Origin of the sequence: Streptomyces sp. NPDC047974 (assembly GCF_040653375.1) — a bacterium.
GTDB lineage: Bacteria > Actinomycetota > Actinomycetes > Streptomycetales > Streptomycetaceae > Streptomyces.
Genome location: NZ_JBEZNU010000009.1, coordinates 20,709 through 38,414, shown reverse-complemented (window position 1 = coordinate 38,414; position 17,706 = coordinate 20,709). Strand labels below are relative to the sequence as shown.

The window sequence follows — 17,706 nt, the reverse complement described above, 5'->3', positions numbered from 1 at the left end:
GTCAGGTGTCCCACCCTGATTCCCCCGAGACCGCCCACACCTTCCAGGTGGATCTGCGCGGCCTCGTCGACCTGCTCTCCCACCACCTCTACTCCAGCCCCCGCGTCTACCTCCGCGAGCTCCTCCAGAACGCCGTCGACGCGATCACCGCCCGTCAGGCCCTCCACCCCGGCGCGCCCGGCACGATCACCGTGCGGACGGGGGAGACGCTGACCGTCACGGACACCGGCATCGGGCTGTCCGAGGCCGACGTGCACCGGTTCCTCGCCACGATCGGGCGCAGCTCCAAGCGCACCGCCGACGGGGCGCTGGACGGGGCGGGGCTCGACGCGGCCCGGGGCGAGTTCATCGGGCAGTTCGGCATCGGGCTGCTCGCCTGCTTCGTCGTCGCCGACGAGATCACCGTACTCAGCCGGTCCGCCGCCGACCCGGCCGCGCCCACCGTCGAGTGGCGCGGCCACTCCGACGGCCGCTACACCATCCGCACCCTGCCGTCCGCGACGCTCCCCGAGCCCGGCACCACCGTGAAGCTCGTCCCGCGCGCCGACAACGCCGAGTGGACCGGCCCCCAGCAGGTCGTCGCGCTCGCCCGGCACTACGGCGGACTGCTGCGCCACGAGGTCACCGTCGTCGACGCGCGCGGCGACAGCCACCGGATCAACGCGGCGCCGCCGTGGGAGCGGACGCACCGCTCGCCGCTGGCCAAGCGCGAGGCGTACACCGCGTACTGCCGCGAGCTCTTCGACTTCACCCCGCTCGACACCATCGAGCTCGACCTGCCCGCCGCGGGCCTGCGCGGCGTCGCCTACGTCCTGCCGACCGCGGTCAGCCCGGCCCAGCGCGCCGGACACCGCGTGCACCTCAAGGGCATGCTCCTCACCGACCAGGCGCCCGAACTGCTCCCCGAGTGGGCGTTCTTCGTGCGCTGCGTCGTCGACACCACCAGCCTGCGGCCCACCGCTTCGCGCGAGTCGCTGTACGAGGACGGCACGCTCTCCGCCGTACGGGACGCCCTCGGCGACCGGATCCGCGACTGGCTCACCGGGCTCGCCGCCAGCGACCCGGCGCTGCTCCACCGGTTCATCGACACCCACCACCTCGCGGTCAAGGCGCTCGCCCGCTACGACGACGAGCTGCTGCGGGTCGTGCTGCCCTGGCTGCCGTTCGAGACCACGGACGGGAACGTCACCCTGGAGGAGTTCGCGCGCACCCACCCGACGCTCCTCGTGACGCGCAGCGTCGAGGAGTTCCGGCAGGTCGCGCCGATCGCCGCGGCCGCCGGACTCGGCGTCGTCAACGGCGGGTACACGTACGACCGCGACCTCGTCCACCGCCTTCCCGAGATCCGCCCGGGCACCTCCGTCGGCGACCTCGATCCGGCGACCGTCACCGCCCACCTCGACGCCGTCGACCCGAGCGCCGAACTCCGCGCCGCCGCCTTCCTCGCGGTGGCCCGCGAGACCATCGGCGTCCACGACTGCGATGTCGTCCTGCGCGACTTCCAGCCCGTCACGGCCCCCGCGCTGCTCCTCGACAACCGTGACGCCCGGCACGAGCGCACCCGGGCCGGCCTCGCCGCCGACAGCGACGGCCTGTGGGCCGACATCCTCGGCTCGCTCCGCGACGAGGCGCCGCGTGCCCAGCTCGTCCTCAACCACCTCAACCCGCTGGTCCGCCAGGCCCTCACCATCGGCGAGCGCGGCCTGGCCGTCACCACGGCCGAGGCCCTCTACGGCCAGGCCCTGCTGCTCAGCCGCCGCCCCCTGCGCGCGAGCGAGAGCGCCCTGCTCAACCGGGCCTTCATCGGCCTCCTCACCCACGCCATGCACCACCCGGGCGACGCCGGCCCCGGCCCCGGCCCCGACCTCGGCCCCGGCTCCGGTTTCGACCCCCGGAAGGAGAGCTAGATGCTGGACACCCCCGAGGCCGTCGTCGAGGCGCTCCGCGAGAACCACGAGCGCCCCCACGGCCTGCCGCGCACCATCACCGCCGAGGAACTCGTCGAGGCCGCCGAGGTCTTCGAGAAGCCCGACGTGCTCGTCACCGCGCTCCTCGAACTCATGACGGCGTACGAGTTCACCGGCGAACAGCGCAAGTCGCCGGTCGCCTTCGCCCGCATCCTCAAGCTGTGGGACGCCGACCCCGACTCCTTCAGCCCCTACGAGGCCCACCAGGTCTTCTGGCGCTTCAAGTGGGTGACGACCTCCCTCCTCCAGGTGCCCGAGATGCCGCTGGCGACCATCGGCGGCTGGATCGACCGGATGCGCGACCGGTACGAGGCCGCCGGCCACGGTGTGCAGCCCGTCGCCGCCATGCGCTACCACCTCGCGCGGCACACCGGCACCGGCGTCGCCGACGCGTACGACCTCTGGGCCACCCGGCCCCGCACCGACCTCAGCGACTGCGAGGCCTGCGAGACCCGGCACCACGCCTGGCACCAGGTCGCCGCCGGCGACGACACCGCCGCCCTCGACGTCTGGCGCCCGGTCCTCGCCGGCGCGTCCACGTGCAGCGACGAACCGCAGATGAGCCAGGCCCGCGCCCTGCTCCCGCTGCTGCGCACCGGCCGCGCCGACGAAGCCCGCTCCCACCACCTCACCGGCTACCGCAAGGTGCGCGGCAACGCCGCCATGCAGGCCGAGGTCGGTCTCCACCTGGAGTTCTGCGCACTGTCCCGGAACGAGGGCCGGGGCCTGGAGATCCTCGCCGAGAACCGTCCCCTCTTCGAGGCGACCGGCGCCCCGCTCGACCACCTCGCCTTCCTCACCGGCGTCGAGGTCCTCCTCGCCCGCCTCGCCGAGGACGGCCACGACGACACCGCCGTCGCCGGCCCGCCCGGCCGTGAATGGACGGCCGGCGAGCTCCTCGCCCACGTCCGCGCCGAGGCCGGGCCGCTCGTCGCCGCCTTCGACCGCCGCAACGGCACCGAGGCCGTCGGCGACGGCCGCCGGACCCGGCTCGCCCGCCGTCCGCTCCTCGACGAGCCGCTGCCCCTCGGACTCCGGGCCGTCACCGGCGCCGCCCGGAAGGCCGGAGCTGCCGGGGCGAGCGCCCCCGGCACCGCGGGCGCCCCGGTCACCGCCGCCCGGATCGAGATCCCCGAGGACTTCGCGGCGCTGGTACGGGAAGCCCGCCGGCTGTCCCGCGAGGGCCACCCCGGCGAGGCCCGGCTCTGGACGCGCGTCACGGAGCGCCTGGCCGACGGCTCCGCCTCGTACGACGACACCGACGGCCCCGGGGACCTCCTGCGCGCCGAACTCGCCGAACAGCACGGCCAGAAGCTCTGGCTGGACGACCTGCACACCGCAGGCGTCGCCGAACTCGCCACTGCCGTCCGGCACTTCGAGGAACTGCGGCTACCCTGGCACGCGCTCTCCGCCCGGGCCCGCGCCTTCGCCTGGGCGAGCAGCCCGGGTTCCCGGGACGCGGACGGCGCCGTCCCCGACCACGCCTCCACGCGTGCCGGACTCGACGAGCTGCTGCCCACGGCCGAGAAACTGCTCGTCGAGACGCCGTTCGACAGCGAGCCGCTCGGGGACGCGGAGGCGGCGTTCGGCGCCGACCTGCCGGTCGAGCGCGCCCTCGCGTACCTCTCCCTCCGCTACTCCGACGCCTTCGCCGCGTACCAGGCGCTCCTCGACGGGACGAAGCGGTCCCGCCACCGGGAGGACGGCGAGGACGGCGAGGACGGCGAGGCCGACCAGGGCGCCGAGGGCGCCGTCGGCGCCGAGGTCGAGGCGCTCGCCGAGCGGTTCGAGGAGGCCGTCGGCACCCTCGCCGCCGAGGCCGTGCGCCTCGGCTACCCGCACCAGAGCGCCAACGCCCGCCAGTTCCGTGCCGACATGCTCGCCCGGCGCGGCGCGATGGCCGACGCCGAGCGGGAGCTTCGGGCCGCGCTCCAGGACCTGGAAGCCTCCGGGCGCCCCTGGCGCAGGCCGCGCCCGAACGCGCTCCTGGCGCAGGTGCTCCTCGCCCAGGACCGGCCGGAGGAGGCGGTGGAGCTGCTGCACGCCGCGAACGCCGACGCCGTCGCGTACGACGACACCACCTTCCGGCTCGCGCCGACCCATCTGCTGCTCGGCCACGCCTCCACGCACGCCGGGGACCCGACCGGCGCCGTACGCCACCTCTCCGAGGCCGCCGCGCGCTTCGACCAGGACGGCGAGCCCGGTGAGGCGGCCGAGGCGCGGTTCCAGCTCGCCGACGTCCTGGCCCGCTCGGGGCAGCAGGCCGACGCGGTCGCCGTCCTGGAGTCCGTCCTCGCCGACGACGCCGTCTCCGGCGTCGACGCGCGCACGCTCGCCCAGGCCCGCCTGACCTTCGGCCGGGGCCTGCGCGAACTGGAGGAGTACCTCCCGGCCGCCGAGGAACTGCTGCGGCTCGCCGACACCGTCGCCGGCTGGCCGCGGGAGGAGCGCGGCGGGGTCCTCACCCTGGTCGCCGCCGAGGCCGCCATCACCCTCGCCCTGGCCGAACGCCGGGACGCGGCCGACAAGGCGTACGAGCGCGCCGTCGCCGCCCACACCGAGGCGCCCAACCCGCCGCTCATCCTGCAGATGATGCGCGAGTTCGCCCGCCTCACCCCGCAGTCCCGCGAGGACGAGGACGAGGGGAAGGCGGGGGCCGGGGCGCCCGGGGGCGCTTCGGCGACCGACACGGCCCTGGCGCACCTCACGCGGGCCGAGGCGGTCCTCGCCGCCGTCACCGCCGAGGAGGCGGAGGGCTTCGCCGTCTGGTACGAGCGCGGCGAGATCCACTACCGCCGTGCCCGTGTCCTCGCCGAGGCCGGCCGGCACGAGGAGGCCCTGCCGGAGGCCGAGTCCGCCATCGCCGCCCACGAGGAGGGCGGCGAGCAGGGCGAACTCCCGCGCGCCGAAGCCGTCCGCATCGCCGCCCTGGTCGAGGGCAACGGCCTCGACCGCGTCAACGAGGCCATCGCCCGCCTCACCACGGCGGCGGCCCGCTGCCGCAACTCCGGCCACCCGGAGGCGGCGCGGATCCTGGACGCCCTGCGCCAGGAGTTCCTCTCCCGCTGACGGCTCGTCCCCGAAAGGATCACGGCATGACGACTCCCTTGCTCCTCTCCGACATCGAACGGGCCGTGCGCGCCAGCTGGAGCGCCGAGACGGCCACGCCCGAGTTCCGGTCCCGCTGGACCGCGGACAATCCGGCCCGGGACCAGTGCGGGGTGACCGCGATGGTGCTGAACGACCTCCTGGGCGGCGAGCTGCTCCGCGGCGAGGTCCTCGTCGACGGCGAGCGGGTGGACTACCACTGGTGGAACCGCCTGGGCGCGGGCGTCGAGATCGACCTCACGCGCGAGCAGTTCGGGCCCGAGGAGACCGTGACCGCCGGGACGGTCGTCCCCCGGCCGCCGGTGGCCGAGTGGGGCAGGCTCCGTGAGGAGTACGCGCTCCTCCGCGAGCGCGTCCTGCACCGGCTGGACCGCGGGGCCGGCGCGGTGCAGGCCGGCCCCGCGGCGTGAGGCCCGCCGGGCCTTCGGTCCTGCCCGGTCTGCGGGCGTCCATGGCCGAACTGGCCACGCCGGGCCGCGTCTACGTGGCCGCCGGACGCCTCACCGGGCCCGACCCGGATCTTCCGGAGCTGGCGGCGGAGGTCCGCGCCGTGCTCGCCGCCATGGCGGCGGACGAGGCGTGGGCGCGCTTCCTCCCCGGGTACGTCCCGCCTCCCGTCCCGGAGATCTGCGCCGCGCTGGAGCCCCTGGAGACCTACGAGGCCGCCCCGTTCCTGGCCCGGCTCGCGACGGTCGACCTGTACTGGCCGACCCACCGTCACCTGCCGGCCGACGCCGCCGAACGCGTGGCGGACCGGGTGGTGGCGCTCCTGGGCACGGACGCCTCCTGGTGGACCAACCACGACGAGGCGGGAGGTGCCGTCACCGGCGTGAGCCCGTTCTTCGACAGCCTGCTCGCGGGCACGGACGGGGAGCACTTCGCCGTCGCCCTCCAGGTCGCCGACGACTGACCGGCTCCGTAAGGGCTTCGTCTCACGTCCGCGCGGGCGGGGCGTCCTCGTCGAGGAGCACGGCGAGTCCGTCGAGGAGCCGCTGGAGCCCGAACTCGAAGAGACCGTCGAGATCGAAGTCGTACCCGGCCCGTGAGAGGCGGGCGAGCTGCGGGTACCGCCCGTCCTCCAGGGTCGCCCGGAGGGCGGGCTCCTGCGTGTCCATCCACTCCTCGCTGTCGAGGCCGCTCTGCGCCTCCGCCTCCCGCTCCGTCTCCATGTTCAGGGCGAGGCCGCGGATGTAGTTGAGCAGCGTCAGGTGCGCGGTGAAGGCCGACTGGTCGTCGAGCCCGTGCCGGTGCAGGGAACCCAGGACCCACTCGCTGTACACCATCGCCGAGGTGATGAGCTGCGGCCGGGTCAGCGACATGGCCGGCGCCAGCCAGGGGTGGGCGCGGAACAGGCCCCAGAGCTGCCGGGCGGCCACGTCGAGCGGCTCCCGCCAGCCCGGGGGCGGATCGGCGGGCAGCGGGCGTTCGGCGATGGCGGCGTCCATCATCCGTACGAGCAGGTCGTCCTTGTCGGCGACGTGCCGGTACAACGACATGGTCGCCACGCCGAGTTCGGCGGCCACCCGCCGCATCGAGACGGCGGTCAGCCCCTCCGCGTCGGCCACGGTGACGGCGGCGGCCACGATCCGGGAGAGCGTGAGGCCGGTGGAGCCGGCCGGTGCGGCGGCGGGGGAGGGCGTGCTCCGCCGGACGGGAGCGGCCGGAGCCGGGGGAGCGGGAGCGGTCGAAGCCGGAGCGGTCGAAGCAGGAGCGGGAGCAGCGGCCCGCTCCGGAGCCGACACGACCGTCCCGACACCCGGCACGGCATGGACCAGGCCCTCGTGGCGCAGCTCGGTCAGCACCTTGGTGGCGGTCGCCATGGCGACGCCCCACTGCCGGGTGATCTCCCGGGTCGACGGCACCCGCTCGCCCGGTGCCAGTTCCCCGCTCTCGATCCGCCGCCGCAGCTCGCCGACGATCCGGCTGTAGCGGGGTTCCGGCCTCCTGCCGTCGCCCACCGACACCACCCTGCCCTCCGCACTAGTGCACCCGAAGGTGTCCATCGTAGCGGCCGACGGGGCCGGATCGGGCGGGTGCACTGGTCCTCTGCGTGCATGCACTAGTGCACTAGGGCGGAGATAGTGCAGTGAAACCTAGGGATTAAGGCCTTGCGTCCTCCGATGCGTACGGCGTACATTCGTCGTCATGAAGAGCAACGAGATCCTCATCAGCGGCGCCGGCATCGCGGGAACCGCGCTGGCGTACTGGCTACGCACAGCGGGCTTCGCCGTCACCATCGTGGAGCGCGCGCCCGAACCCCGCCCGGGCGGGCAGACCGTGGACCTGCGGGGCGCCGGACGGACCGTCGTCGAGCGCATGGGCCTGACGGACCGGGTCAAGGCCCTCGCCGTCGACCAGCGCGGCCTGGCCCTCGTCGACGGCAAGGGCGGGATCACCGCGCGGGTGCCCGCCGACAGCTTCGGCGGCGAGGGGATCGTCTCCGAGATCGAGATCCTCCGCGGCGACCTCGCCGGACTCCTGTACGAGGCGACCCTGCCGGACACGGAGTACCTCTTCGACGACACCATCACCGGGATCGACCAGGAGTCCGACCCGGACGCCGTCACCGTCACCTTCGAGAAGGCGGCGCCGCGCCGCTTCGCCCTCGTCGTCGGAGCGGACGGGACGCACTCCGTCGTCCGCTCCCTCGCCTTCGGCCCGGAGCGGGACCTCGCCCACCCCATCGGCCTGTACACGGCCTGGTTCACCGCCCTCGACGACGACCTGGACCTCGACGGCTGGTACCTGATGCACAACGCGCCCGGCGGGCTCGTCGCCTCCGCCCGCCCCGGCCGTCTCCCCGGCGAGATCAAGGCCGGCTTCAGCTTCCGCTCGCCGCCGCTGACGTACGACCGCCGGGATGTCGAGGCCCAGCGGGAGATCGTCGCCCGGCGCTTCGCCGGCGTCGGCTGGGAGACCCCCCGCCTGCTGCGGGCCATGCGCACCGCCCCGGACTTCTTCTTCGAGACCATGGCGCAGGTCCGCCTCGACAGCTGGTCGCGCGGCCGGGTGGCGCTGCTCGGCGACGCCGGATACTGCGCCACGCCGCTCACCGGCCTCGGCACCAGCCTCGCCCTCGTCGGCGCGTACGTCCTCGCCGGCGAACTGGCGGCGGCGCGCGGCGCGCACGAGACCGCCTTCCACCGCTACGACGCGGTGATGCGGCCCTACGTCACGCAGGCCCAGGAACTCCCGCCCGGCGGAGCCGCCGGCTTCGCGCCGACGGGCCGCCTCGGCATCCGGATGCGCGACCTCTCGATGCGCTCGATGACCCGCTGGCCCCTGCGCAACCTCCTCGCCGCGCAGTTCGCCAAGGCCGGCGACATCACCCTCCCGGAGTACGACCCGGCCGGGCCCCGCCCGCTGGGCGAGGCCCGCGCGGGGCGGTGACCCGGGGAGTGAGGACGCCTCAGTGCATGAGCAGCAGACGGGTGTTGGGCACCAGCTTGCGGTTGACGCTGGTGCTCTGCACGAAGATGGTGAAGTCCGCGTTCTGATCCGGCTTGACCCGCACCTCCTCGTCCGGCAGGCCCAGCAGGGCGCGGGCCTCGGGCCCGGTGTAGACGCGGTCGGTCTTCTTCTCCAGGACCGCGATGCGCTTCCGCGCCTGGATCTTCTCCGACTTGCTCAGCTGGTAGAAGGCGCACCCGGTCGTGTACGTGTGCCCGGACTCGGTGACCCACTCGCGGATCGCCACGTCCCGGGGCACCGGGATCAGCTGGTATCCGGACGCGTCGACCGGGGTGAGGCCGGCCGCCGCGATCGTCTCCTTGTTGACCGCGTCCGCGCCCACGGAGAAGACGGAACGCGAACCGCGGATGCCCTTGGTGCGCCCCATCATGAACTTCTCCGTCGCCTGCTGGATGACCTGGCCGGCCTCCTCCAGGCCCCGGGTGCTCGTGGCGTCCCAGACGGCGACGTTGTCCTTCGGGAAGCCGCAGTTCATGGCCTCACGCTTGCCCATCTGGTCCGGCACGAGAACGGCCAGCGTCCAGTTGTCGTCCTGCTGCTCGATCATCTCGGCCACGGCCGACACCAGCGCCTTCGGGCTCTTCCCGGCGGCGTCGGGGCAGCGGTGGCTGGCGTTCTCCTGGCCGTCCGTCAGGACGAAGGTGAGGAAGCTGTGGTCGCCGTACAGCTGGGCCGTCTGCGCCAGCTCCCGCTGCGACTTCAGCGCCGCCGCGAGGAGCGCGGTCATCCCCCCGACGTTGTACAGGGCCTTCAGGGACGGCATCCGCAGCACGTCCTTGTCGTAGATGACGCACTGCACGGTGTCCGCGAACACGTACACCGTGACCCGCGTCTCCTGGTCCAGCTCCCGCGACCGTCGGGCGAGGTACTCGATCTGCTGGTCGGCGACCTCGACGACCTTGCCCCGCAGGTGCGACATGGACGAACTGGCGTCCAGCACGAGCGCGACGTGATTGATGTAGTTCTGGTTTCCGGACATGGCCAACTCCCCGTCTTTGCCGGTGTGATGTCTTTACCGTCTCACCCACCACTGACAATCGGTCCGGACGTGATCACCACAGCTCGGTACCGAGGGTGCCCTCGTCAGGGGCGGCGACCTCTGCGCGGGTCGGCGTCGGCGCACCGGCCGGCCAGGACGCGGGCGGCCGCCCGCGCCCTCCACCGCCTCGTACGCGAGCCCGGCGGTGTCGAGGGCCTCGGTCGGCAGGGCAGAGGCTCGGCCGCGGCACCACCTGCTCCCCGCCGAGGTCCATCGGCGGGAACATGTCCTCGCCGTAGTGCGACCAGTGCCCGGAGATCTCGTACAGCTCCCGTTCGCCGAGCACGGGCGCGTACACGTGCCGGCAGCCGGCCCGCCGCTCGGCGTCACGGACGTGCTCCTCCAGGGCGTGGCGCACGGCCGCGCCGTCGGGCAGCCAGTACGGCAGGCCCGCCCCGATCAGCGGATCGGTGTCGAACAGGCCCGGTTCGCGGCCCGGTCGGCGGTGGTCGTGCACGGCGGTCTCCTCGCGGCGGGCGGGCGAGCGACCACGGCACGAAGCCCCGGGGCACTCGCCCCGGGGCTTCGGACCGAGACAACGGTCAGCGCGCCGGGACACTCTCCGGCGTCGTCGTCTCAGCGGCAGGCTTCCTGCGGGAGACGCCGGCGGGGGCCACCGGCCGCCCGCACCTCCCTTTCCCCGGCGGGCGCGGTACGCGGCGGTCCGCCCCGGCGGGTGGCGCCGTCCGGCTAGGCGGCGGGCTCCGAGATGCCACCCTCACCGAACTCGCCCTCGCCGAGCCCGTCTTCGGGGAACTCGCCCTCGGGGAACTCGCCTTCCGGGAACGCGCCGTCCTCGGGCATCATCGCGGCGGCGATGGCGTCCGTCAGCTCCTCCGGCTTCAGCTCGGTGGCTCCGGCCGGGGCCGTCGGGCTGGTGCCGGAGCCCAGCTTCAGGCCGAGGCCCACCTTCTCCGCCTTCGCGCTCTCGGTCAGCTTCGCGAGGTCGACGTACACCTCGGTCAGCTCGCCGTTCTTGAGCGTGAAGTCGGCGGTCACCTTGTCGGCGGGGGCGTCCTTCAGATCGGCGGCCGAAGGCAGCTCCACGCCGGGAGGCAGCTCCTTGGAGAACGGGCGGATCTCGTCGAACAGGTCCGTGACCAGGGTGCGCAGCGGTGCCGTCGCCGAGATGCGCTCCGTGCCGTCCGCGCCGCCGGCCGTCGTGAACTCGACGTCACGGGCGACGACTTCGCGCAGGGCCTCCAGAAGCTTCTTCTGGGTCTTGGCGTCGAGCGTGGGCTCGGGCGACAGCTCGGTCTTCGGAGCCTTCTCGCCCGGCGCCCGGCCCATCTCCTCGCCGGCCTTCTCCAGCGCCTTGTAGTCGACCTTGATCCACTCGCCCTCCAGGACCTTCTTGAAGGCCCCGGCCTCCGGCGGCAGTTCGTCGGTCGACGGCATGGGGGTGCCCATGGCCTCGCCGAGCGCCTCGACGTCGGACCGGAAGTAGGCGTAGTCGCCGACGAGCCGGTACTCGACCAGATCGCCCTCCGGGACGCTGACCTTCATCGCCATCCCGACGAAGTCCTCCTCCCTGGACTCGTCGAACGGCTTCTTCGACTCCATCGTGACGCTGAGCTTCGCCCCGCTGAGCAGCTCGGCGGCCTCGTCCGGGAGTTCCTCGCCGGGCTCGGGGTCGGAGTCGGCGTCCAGCTTCTTGAGGGTCGCGGCATCGACGTCCAGGTCCAGCTCGAAGGAGAGCGTCTTCTCCTTGCCCAGCTTCTCGAACGCCTGGTCCAGCTTCTTCCCGGCGGACAGCTGCTCGACCGTCCCGCAGGCGGCCGAACCCGCCAGGACGGCGCCGACGACGGCGGTGGCGGTGAGGGTCTTGCGTATGGCGCTGATGATGAGCTCCTCAAGAGTTCGATCACATGGTGATCGACTGCGGTCGAAAAGGGAGACTCACAGCTCATCCATAGGGTTGTACGGCGGTCGCGATCAATCCGCCGCGGTGTCGGGCGCCGAACCGCCGCCGCCCCGCAGGCCGTGCCACTGTTCGGCGCCGAACTCCTCGTACCGCTCGACCTCCGTGAAGCCCAGCCTCGCGGCGAGCCGCATCGCCCGGCCGTTGGCGGTCTGCGTGACGAGCGACACCGGCTCGCCGGGCCGCGCGTCCGCGAACCAGCCGAGCACCGCCCCGCACGCCTCGGCGGCATAGCCCTGCCCCCACGCGTGCGGCAGGAACAGATACCCGAGGTCGGTCCGCCCGTCCGTCCCGGGGTCCAGCGTCACCACGCCGATCATCGCGCCGTCGCGCTCGACGACGAAGGAGCCGGGACGTCGTCCCGGCACCTCGGGCATCGCCGCTTCCAGGTCCTCGCGCGGCCGGGCCCCGCCCACGAACGTCCCCACCTCCGGCGAGGCGAACAGCTCGACGAAGGCGGGTCGGTCGCGGGCGTCCGCCTCGCGCAGCACGAGCCGGTCGGTCCGCAGGGGGGCGGGTGGCCAGGAGTCTGCTCCGAGTTCGGTCATGACGCGAAGGCTAGCGCAGGGGCGCCCGGAGCCGGGCGGGTGCGTGGCCTTGGCATCATGTGACGTTTCGTCAGATGTGGTGCGTGAGCGGTGCGTTCACGATGCTAGGCGTCGCGGATCCGCAGCAGCGTGCCACCGAGCAGCAGGGCGGCTCCCGCCCAGGCGGCGAGCACGCCCAGGCCCGCCCACGGCCCGATGGGCAGGTTGTCGACGCCGACCGTCGCCTGGACGGCGAGGCCGGCGGGCATCGGCGCCAGCTGCTGCAGATGGCGCTGCCAGTCCGGATCGTGGACCACCTGGGCGACCACCGGGAAGAGATACAGCAGCCCCAGGACGAGCCCGATGGCCGACGTGGCCTCCCGCACCGCCGTCGCCACGCCGAGGCCGAGCAGGGCGATCAGGCACAGGTAGAGGGCCGAGCCGACGGCCGCGCGCAGGGTCGGGCCGTCGGCCAGGGACAGCGGGGCGTAGCCGTGTGCCTCGGTGAAGCCGCTGCCGGGCAGGAGGAGACCGCCGGCGAGGACGGAGGCCAGGACGGCGGCCGTCCCCGTGACCAGGACGACCGCCGTGAGGACGATCGCCTTGGCGGCGAGGACGGCGATCCGGTTCGGCATCGCCATGAGCGTGGTGGTGATCATGCGGCTGCCGTACTCGCCGCCGACGGCCAGCACCGCGAGGACGGCGACGACCGCCTGGCCGACGGTGACGCCGGTCAGGGCGAGGCGCACGGCGTCCTGGCCGCACCCCGTGTCCGGGCACTTGACCGCCCTGACGGTGCCGCAGCCGACGGCCACGGTGAGCACGAAGGCGAGGAGCAGCAGCCGGCCCGTCCCGCCCGCCGTGCGCAGCTTGGTCCACTCGGCGCGCAGCAGGCGCGACGGGAGGTGCGCGGCGAGCTTCGACGACAGGGGCGTGGGGAGCTTCCGCGGAGGGTGCGCGGTGGGTTTCCGCGTCGGGTTCACGCGTCCCTCCCGCGCAGTCGCGCCGCGGCCAGGGCGAGGGCGAGGGCGGCGTAGCCGCAGAGCACGGCGAGGCCGGTCCACGGCGCCAGCGGGTGGTAGCCGGTCGACGGCTCGTACACGCTGAGCACCTGCGGGTAGTACGGCAGGGTCCGCTGGATCGCGAATCCCGCCGCCGGAGTCAGCCGCAGCAGCCACTCCGAGGCGCCCGGCGGCAGCACGCCGGAGGTGGCGAGCAGGAAGGGCAGCACCAGCGACGCGAGGACGAGGGCGACCGCCGTGGCACCGCGCCGCAGCAGGGTTCCCACGCCGAGCGCGAGCACGGCGGTGGCGGCGCAGAGCAGGCCCGTGCCGACGATGACGCGCGCCTCCGTCGCCGAGCCGACGGGGAGGACGGAGAAGCCCCGGTCGCGCGCGCCGGACTCCCCGAGGGGGAGGACGACCGCGGCCGCCGCCACGCCGACGACGCCCGCGACGCCCCCGGCGACCAGGGCCTTGGCGGCCAGTACCCGGCCCCGCGAGGGAGTCGCCGTCAGGGTCGTGCGCAGCAGGCCGTGCCGGTACTCGCCGGTGACGAACAGCGTGCTCACCGCGATGACGACGACGAGTCCGGCGAAGGTGCCGACGAGGAAGTTCTCGACGGCGTAGCCGACGCCCATGACGGGCCCGCCGACGACCGGCGCGATGTCTCCGGCCCCGGTGACGGTGAACCCGCCGCCGGGGTCCCGGGTGAAGCCGCCCGTGAGGGTGCTCGTGTAGCTGCCGGACGTGCCGGCGCCGCCGCCCACCTGCGTACCGCTCCACGCATCCGCCGGCCCGCCGCCCGCCGACGCACCGCCCGCGGGTCCACCGCCCGCCGACCCACCGCTCTCGGACCAGCCACCCGTGAGCTCGGGGCGTCCGAAGGCGCCGGTGGCCACGGCCGGACTGAAGCCCGCGCCCGTGCCGGTGTCGTGCATCGCCTGAGGCGACGCGGCGAAGAGCCCGGCCCGCACGGTGCGCGGGAGCCCCGGCAGCCGCGTGGCGCCGATCCTCGTGAAGTGCGCGCCGTCGGTGGAGGCGTAACCGGTGAGGGTGTCGCCGGCGCGGACCAGGCGCAGCCAGCGCGGCGACCGCTCCGAGACCTCGCCGGAAGGGCCCGCCACGTCTCGCGTGTAGCCGTACTGCATGCGCACGCCGTGGCCGCCGGTGGCCATGACGGCCGCGTACGGGGAACCCTGGTCGAGGCTCTCCTTCACGATGATCCCGGCCTTCGCCCACGGCTGGACCTCGGCGACCGGCGCGCGGCCGATCCCGGTGTCGGCCAGCCCGGTCAGGGCGCGCAGCGGCACGGTGAGGGTGCCGTCGCCGGTCAGCGTCCGGTGGACGAAGCGGAAGCTGTCGTTGACCGCCTCCCCGCCGGGACCCCTCGGGTACGCGACGGCGCCGGGTCCCGCGGGGGCGGCGGTGCCGAGCAGACCGACCAGGACCGTCAGCAGCAGCGCGCCCGCCGAGCCGAGGACCCAGCCGCGCACCGTGCGGAACTTGGTCCACTCGGCGTGCAGCACGCGGAGGGTGCGGGAGGCCGTCATCGCGTGACCTCCCCGTCCGGCAGCCCCCGGTACTCCACCGCGTCGCGGGTGAGCTCCATGTACGCGTCCTCCAGGCTCGCGCGGTACGCCGACACCTGCGCGAACGGCACCTCGTTCCGGGTGAGCAGGGCCACGGTCTCCTCGTCGGAGAGACCGACGACGTCGAGGCCGTTGGAGCCGTCGGAGCCGTCGGAGCGGACGGTGGCGCCGGCGGCCCGCAGCACCTCGGCCGCGCGCCCGGGCACGGACGTACGCAGCACGACCCGGCCGCCGGACGCCGAGGCGAGCAGCTCGCGTACCCCGGTGTCGGCCACCACCCGCCCGCGCCCGACCACCACGAGGTGGTCCGCGGTGCCTTCGAGCTCGCTCATCAGGTGGCTGGAGACCAGGACGGCACGGCCCTGCCGGGCCAGCGCCACCAGGATCCCGCGCATCCACACGATCCCGTCGGGGTCGAGCCCGTTGAACGGCTCGTCCAGCATGACCACCGGCGGATCACCGAGCAGCGCGGCCGCGATCCCCAGGCGCTGGCGCATGCCGAGGGAGAAGCCGCCCGCCCTGCGGCGTGCCGCCGTACCCAGTCCGGCCTGTTCGATGACCTCGTCCACCCGCCGGGCCGGCAGCCCCTGTGCGTGCGCCAGCCACAGGAGGTGGTTGCGGGCGGTGCGTCCGGGCTGCAGCGCGGAGGCGTCGAGCAGCGCCCCCAGACGCGTGAGCGGACGGAGCAGACTGCGGTACGGCACCCCGCCGACCAGAGCCTTCCCCTCGTCGGGCGCGTCCAGGCCCAGGACGACGCGCATGGTGGTCGACTTTCCCGCGCCGTTCGGGCCGACGAACCCGGTCACCCGTCCCGGGCGCACGGTGAACGTCATCCCGTCCAGGGCCGTCCGCGACCCGAAGCGCTTGCGTACTCCGACGACCTCGATCGTCGCCCTCGTCTCACGGCCGCCGCCCGGGGCGGCCCCACTCTCCTCGTTCATGGGCACCACGCTGGCGCCGCACGGGTTACAGGGGCCGAACGGGCACTGTCATCCCGCTGTTAGGCGCCCCCGCCTAGGCTGGTCACGCGAGTTCGGCGCCGACGGGTCCCGACGTGCGGCGCGGGAAGGGAGCGGGTGGATGCGACGGGGTCGGTCACGACGGCTCACGGGCCGGGAAGCGCGGTCCGGTCCGCGACGCGGCACCGCCCGCACCCGCTTCACCGTCCTGTACGTCGCCCTCTTCCTGCTGTCCGGAGCGGCGGCGCTCACCCTCGCGGCCGTACTGGCCTCCGGGGGATCGAGGGACAGCCGGACCGCGCCCGGGAACGAGCCGGGCGGTGACGGCGGCCGTCCCGTCACGGTGGCGCAGGCCCAGGCGCGGGTCGGGGAGCTGGAGCAGCGGCTGGCCGAGGCGCACGACGACCGGACCCGGCAGATCCTCACCGGCTCCGCGATCGCCCTCGGCGTCATGACCGTGGCGTCGGTCGGCCTCGGGTGGTTCGTCGCGGGGCGGGTGCTGCGTCCGCTGCGCGTGATGACGGCGGCCACCCGCCGGATCACCGCCGACAGCCTGCACGAACGCCTGGCCCTCGCCGGCCCCGCCGACGAGGTGAAGGACCTCGCCGACACCATCGACGACCTCCTCGGCCGCCTGGAGGGCTCCTTCGACGCCCAGCGCCGCTTCGTCGCCAACGCCTCGCACGAACTGCGCACCCCGCTCACCACGATGCGGGCCTCCCTGGACGTGGCCCTCGCCAAGCCGGGCCCGCTACCCGAGGCCACCCTCACCCTGGCCGCCCGGATCCGCGGCGGACTCGACCAGGTGGACCGGCTCCTGGAGGGCTTCCTCGTCCTGGCGCGGGCCCAGCACGGCGAGTTCACCGACTCGGGCCGCCTGTCCCTGGGCGCGCTCACGCGGACCGCCCTGGCCGGCCGGGCCGAGTCCCTCGCGGCCAAGGGCCTGACGGTACGCGACGCCCCGGTCGACGCCTCCGCCGCGACGGAGGTGTGGGGCAGCCGGAGCCTGCTGCGCCGGGTCGCGGACAACGTCATCGACAACGCCATCACCCACAACGAACCCGGGGGCTGGATCTCCGTCGCGGTACGGCCGGAGGAACCCGAAGGGGCGGGGAGCGGCGCGGACGGCGGCCGTGCCGGCGCCACGGTGTCCCTGGTCGTGGAGTCCGGCGGCCCCGTCCTCGACCAGCGGCGGGTCGCGGAGCTCGGGCAGCCCTTCCGCCGCCTCGGCGCCGACCGCACCGGCGGCGGCCGGGGCAGCGGCCTCGGGCTCTCCGTCGTCGCCGCCGTCGTCGAGGCCCACCACGGTACGTGGGACCTGCGCGCCCGTCCCGACGGCGGCCTGCGCGTCACCCTCACCCTGCCCCGCGCGGCCGACGGGCCGGCGGCGTGGGACCCCCGGACGCAGACGGAGGCGGCACGGTGAGGGTCCTGGTGGTCGAGGACGCCCGCGAGCTCGCCGAGGTCGTCGCCGAGGGACTGCGCGACCAGGGCATGGCCGTGGACGTCGCCCACGACGGACTGGAGGCCGCGGCCAAGCTGGACGCCACCGCGTACGAGGTCGTCGTGCTCGACCGGGACCTGCCCGGGATCCACGGCGACACCCTCTGCCGGATGATCACCGAGCGGGACGACCGGGTGATGGTCCTGATGCTGACGGCCGCCGGCTCGCCCGGCGACCGCGTCAGCGGCCTCACCCTGGGCGCCGACGACTACCTCGCCAAGCCCTTCCACTTCCCCGAACTCGTCCTGCGCGTCCGGGCCCTGGCCCGTCGCCGTCCCGGGGCCCGCGCCCTCGTGCTGCGCGCGGCGGACGTCGAACTCGACCCGGTGCGCCGCACCGCCGCCCGGTCCGGACGCCTCCTCGAACTCTCCGGGAAGGAGTTCGCGGTCCTGGAGGCCCTCCTGAGCGCGAGCCCCGCGTTCCTCAGCGCGGAGGACCTCCTCGAACGGGTCTGGGACGAGCACGCCGACCCGTTCACCAACACCGTAACGGTCACCATCAGCCGCCTGCGCCGCAAGCTCGGCGACCCGCCGGTCATCACGACCACGCCCGGCGTCGGCTACCGGATCACGGACCCGGTTACTCCGCCGCGTCCCTGAGCGCGTCCGGCAGCGGCCAGG

General features: G+C 74.3%; 14 protein-coding genes and 1 pseudogene. 7 read left to right on the top strand and 8 right to left on the bottom strand.

What is annotated here, in order from left to right; genetic code table 11:
* Positions 1 to 5 precede the first annotated feature (5 nt).
* The 4 genes from AB0E19_RS15070 to AB0E19_RS15055 are packed head-to-tail and all read left to right on the top strand — an operon-like array spanning position 6 to position 5,985.
* Positions 6 to 1,907 (top strand): HSP90 family protein, encoded by a 1,902-nt coding sequence (locus tag AB0E19_RS15070; RefSeq protein ID WP_362178864.1) that lies wholly within the window; start codon positions 6 to 8, stop codon positions 1,905 to 1,907.
* On the top strand, positions 1,908 to 5,036 hold the full coding sequence (locus tag AB0E19_RS15065) for a hypothetical protein (RefSeq protein ID WP_362178861.1): 3,129 nt from the start codon (positions 1,908 to 1,910) through the stop codon (positions 5,034 to 5,036). It begins immediately after the preceding gene.
* 26 nt (positions 5,037 to 5,062) lie between these two features.
* Complete coding sequence (locus AB0E19_RS15060; RefSeq protein ID WP_362178858.1) at positions 5,063 to 5,485, top strand: hypothetical protein; 423 nt, start codon at positions 5,063 to 5,065, stop codon at positions 5,483 to 5,485.
* A gap of 41 nt (positions 5,486 to 5,526) precedes the next feature.
* On the top strand, positions 5,527 to 5,985 hold the full coding sequence (locus AB0E19_RS15055) for a hypothetical protein (RefSeq protein WP_362178855.1): 459 nt from the start codon (positions 5,527 to 5,529) through the stop codon (positions 5,983 to 5,985).
* Between the two features lie 22 nt (positions 5,986 to 6,007).
* On the opposite strand, the gene AB0E19_RS15050 is transcribed toward AB0E19_RS15055, so the two are convergent.
* Positions 6,008 to 7,033 carry a TetR/AcrR family transcriptional regulator C-terminal domain-containing protein gene (locus AB0E19_RS15050; RefSeq protein ID WP_362178852.1) on the bottom strand — a complete coding sequence of 342 codons (1,026 nt, stop codon included), beginning with the start codon at positions 7,031 to 7,033 and terminating at the stop codon, positions 6,008 to 6,010.
* 187 nt (positions 7,034 to 7,220) lie between these two features.
* Here AB0E19_RS15050 and AB0E19_RS15045 point away from each other — a divergent pair, with 187 nt between their 5' ends.
* A complete protein-coding gene (locus tag AB0E19_RS15045) occupies positions 7,221 to 8,465 on the top strand; it encodes an FAD-dependent monooxygenase (protein WP_362178849.1) in 1,245 nt (414 codons plus the stop codon).
* Positions 8,466 to 8,484: 19 nt separating this feature from the next.
* Here AB0E19_RS15045 and AB0E19_RS15040 read toward each other — a convergent pair whose 3' ends face one another.
* The 7 genes and pseudogenes from AB0E19_RS15040 to AB0E19_RS15010 form a co-directional block, all read right to left on the bottom strand.
* Positions 8,485 to 9,525 (bottom strand): vWA domain-containing protein, encoded by a 1,041-nt coding sequence (locus AB0E19_RS15040; RefSeq protein ID WP_362178846.1) that lies wholly within the window; start codon positions 9,523 to 9,525, stop codon positions 8,485 to 8,487.
* A gap of 226 nt (positions 9,526 to 9,751) precedes the next feature.
* A pseudogene (locus tag AB0E19_RS15035) lies at positions 9,752 to 10,042 on the bottom strand (threonine--tRNA ligase); the annotation flags it as partial.
* A gap of 233 nt (positions 10,043 to 10,275) precedes the next feature.
* Positions 10,276 to 11,148, bottom strand: coding sequence for a hypothetical protein (locus AB0E19_RS15030; RefSeq protein ID WP_362178843.1), 873 nt, complete (start codon positions 11,146 to 11,148; stop codon positions 10,276 to 10,278).
* A gap of 372 nt (positions 11,149 to 11,520) precedes the next feature.
* Positions 11,521 to 12,054, bottom strand: coding sequence for a GNAT family N-acetyltransferase (locus tag AB0E19_RS15025; protein ID WP_362178840.1), 534 nt, complete (start codon positions 12,052 to 12,054; stop codon positions 11,521 to 11,523).
* Between the two features lie 104 nt (positions 12,055 to 12,158).
* A complete protein-coding gene (locus tag AB0E19_RS15020) occupies positions 12,159 to 13,016 on the bottom strand; it encodes an ABC transporter permease subunit (RefSeq protein ID WP_362178837.1) in 858 nt (285 codons plus the stop codon).
* A complete protein-coding gene (locus AB0E19_RS15015; protein ID WP_362178834.1) occupies positions 13,013 to 14,584 on the bottom strand; it encodes an ABC transporter permease subunit in 1,572 nt (523 codons plus the stop codon). Before AB0E19_RS15015 ends, AB0E19_RS15020 begins: the two co-directional genes overlap by 4 nt.
* Entirely contained in the window at positions 14,581 to 15,564 is a 984-nt protein-coding gene (locus AB0E19_RS15010; protein WP_362178831.1) for an ATP-binding cassette domain-containing protein, read from the bottom strand. The genes AB0E19_RS15015 and AB0E19_RS15010 overlap by 4 nt, the downstream gene beginning before the upstream one ends.
* A gap of 139 nt (positions 15,565 to 15,703) precedes the next feature.
* On the opposite strand from AB0E19_RS15010, the gene AB0E19_RS15005 reads away from it, so the two are divergent.
* Both AB0E19_RS15005 and AB0E19_RS15000 read left to right on the top strand, forming a co-directional pair.
* The gene (locus AB0E19_RS15005) at positions 15,704 to 17,008 is read left to right on the top strand and encodes a HAMP domain-containing sensor histidine kinase (protein ID WP_362178828.1); all 1,305 of its coding nucleotides are present in this window, start codon (positions 15,704 to 15,706) and stop codon (positions 17,006 to 17,008) included.
* Positions 17,005 to 17,685, top strand: coding sequence for a response regulator transcription factor (locus tag AB0E19_RS15000; protein WP_362178825.1), 681 nt, complete (start codon positions 17,005 to 17,007; stop codon positions 17,683 to 17,685). The genes AB0E19_RS15005 and AB0E19_RS15000 overlap by 4 nt, the downstream gene beginning before the upstream one ends.
* Positions 17,686 to 17,706 lie beyond the last annotated feature (21 nt).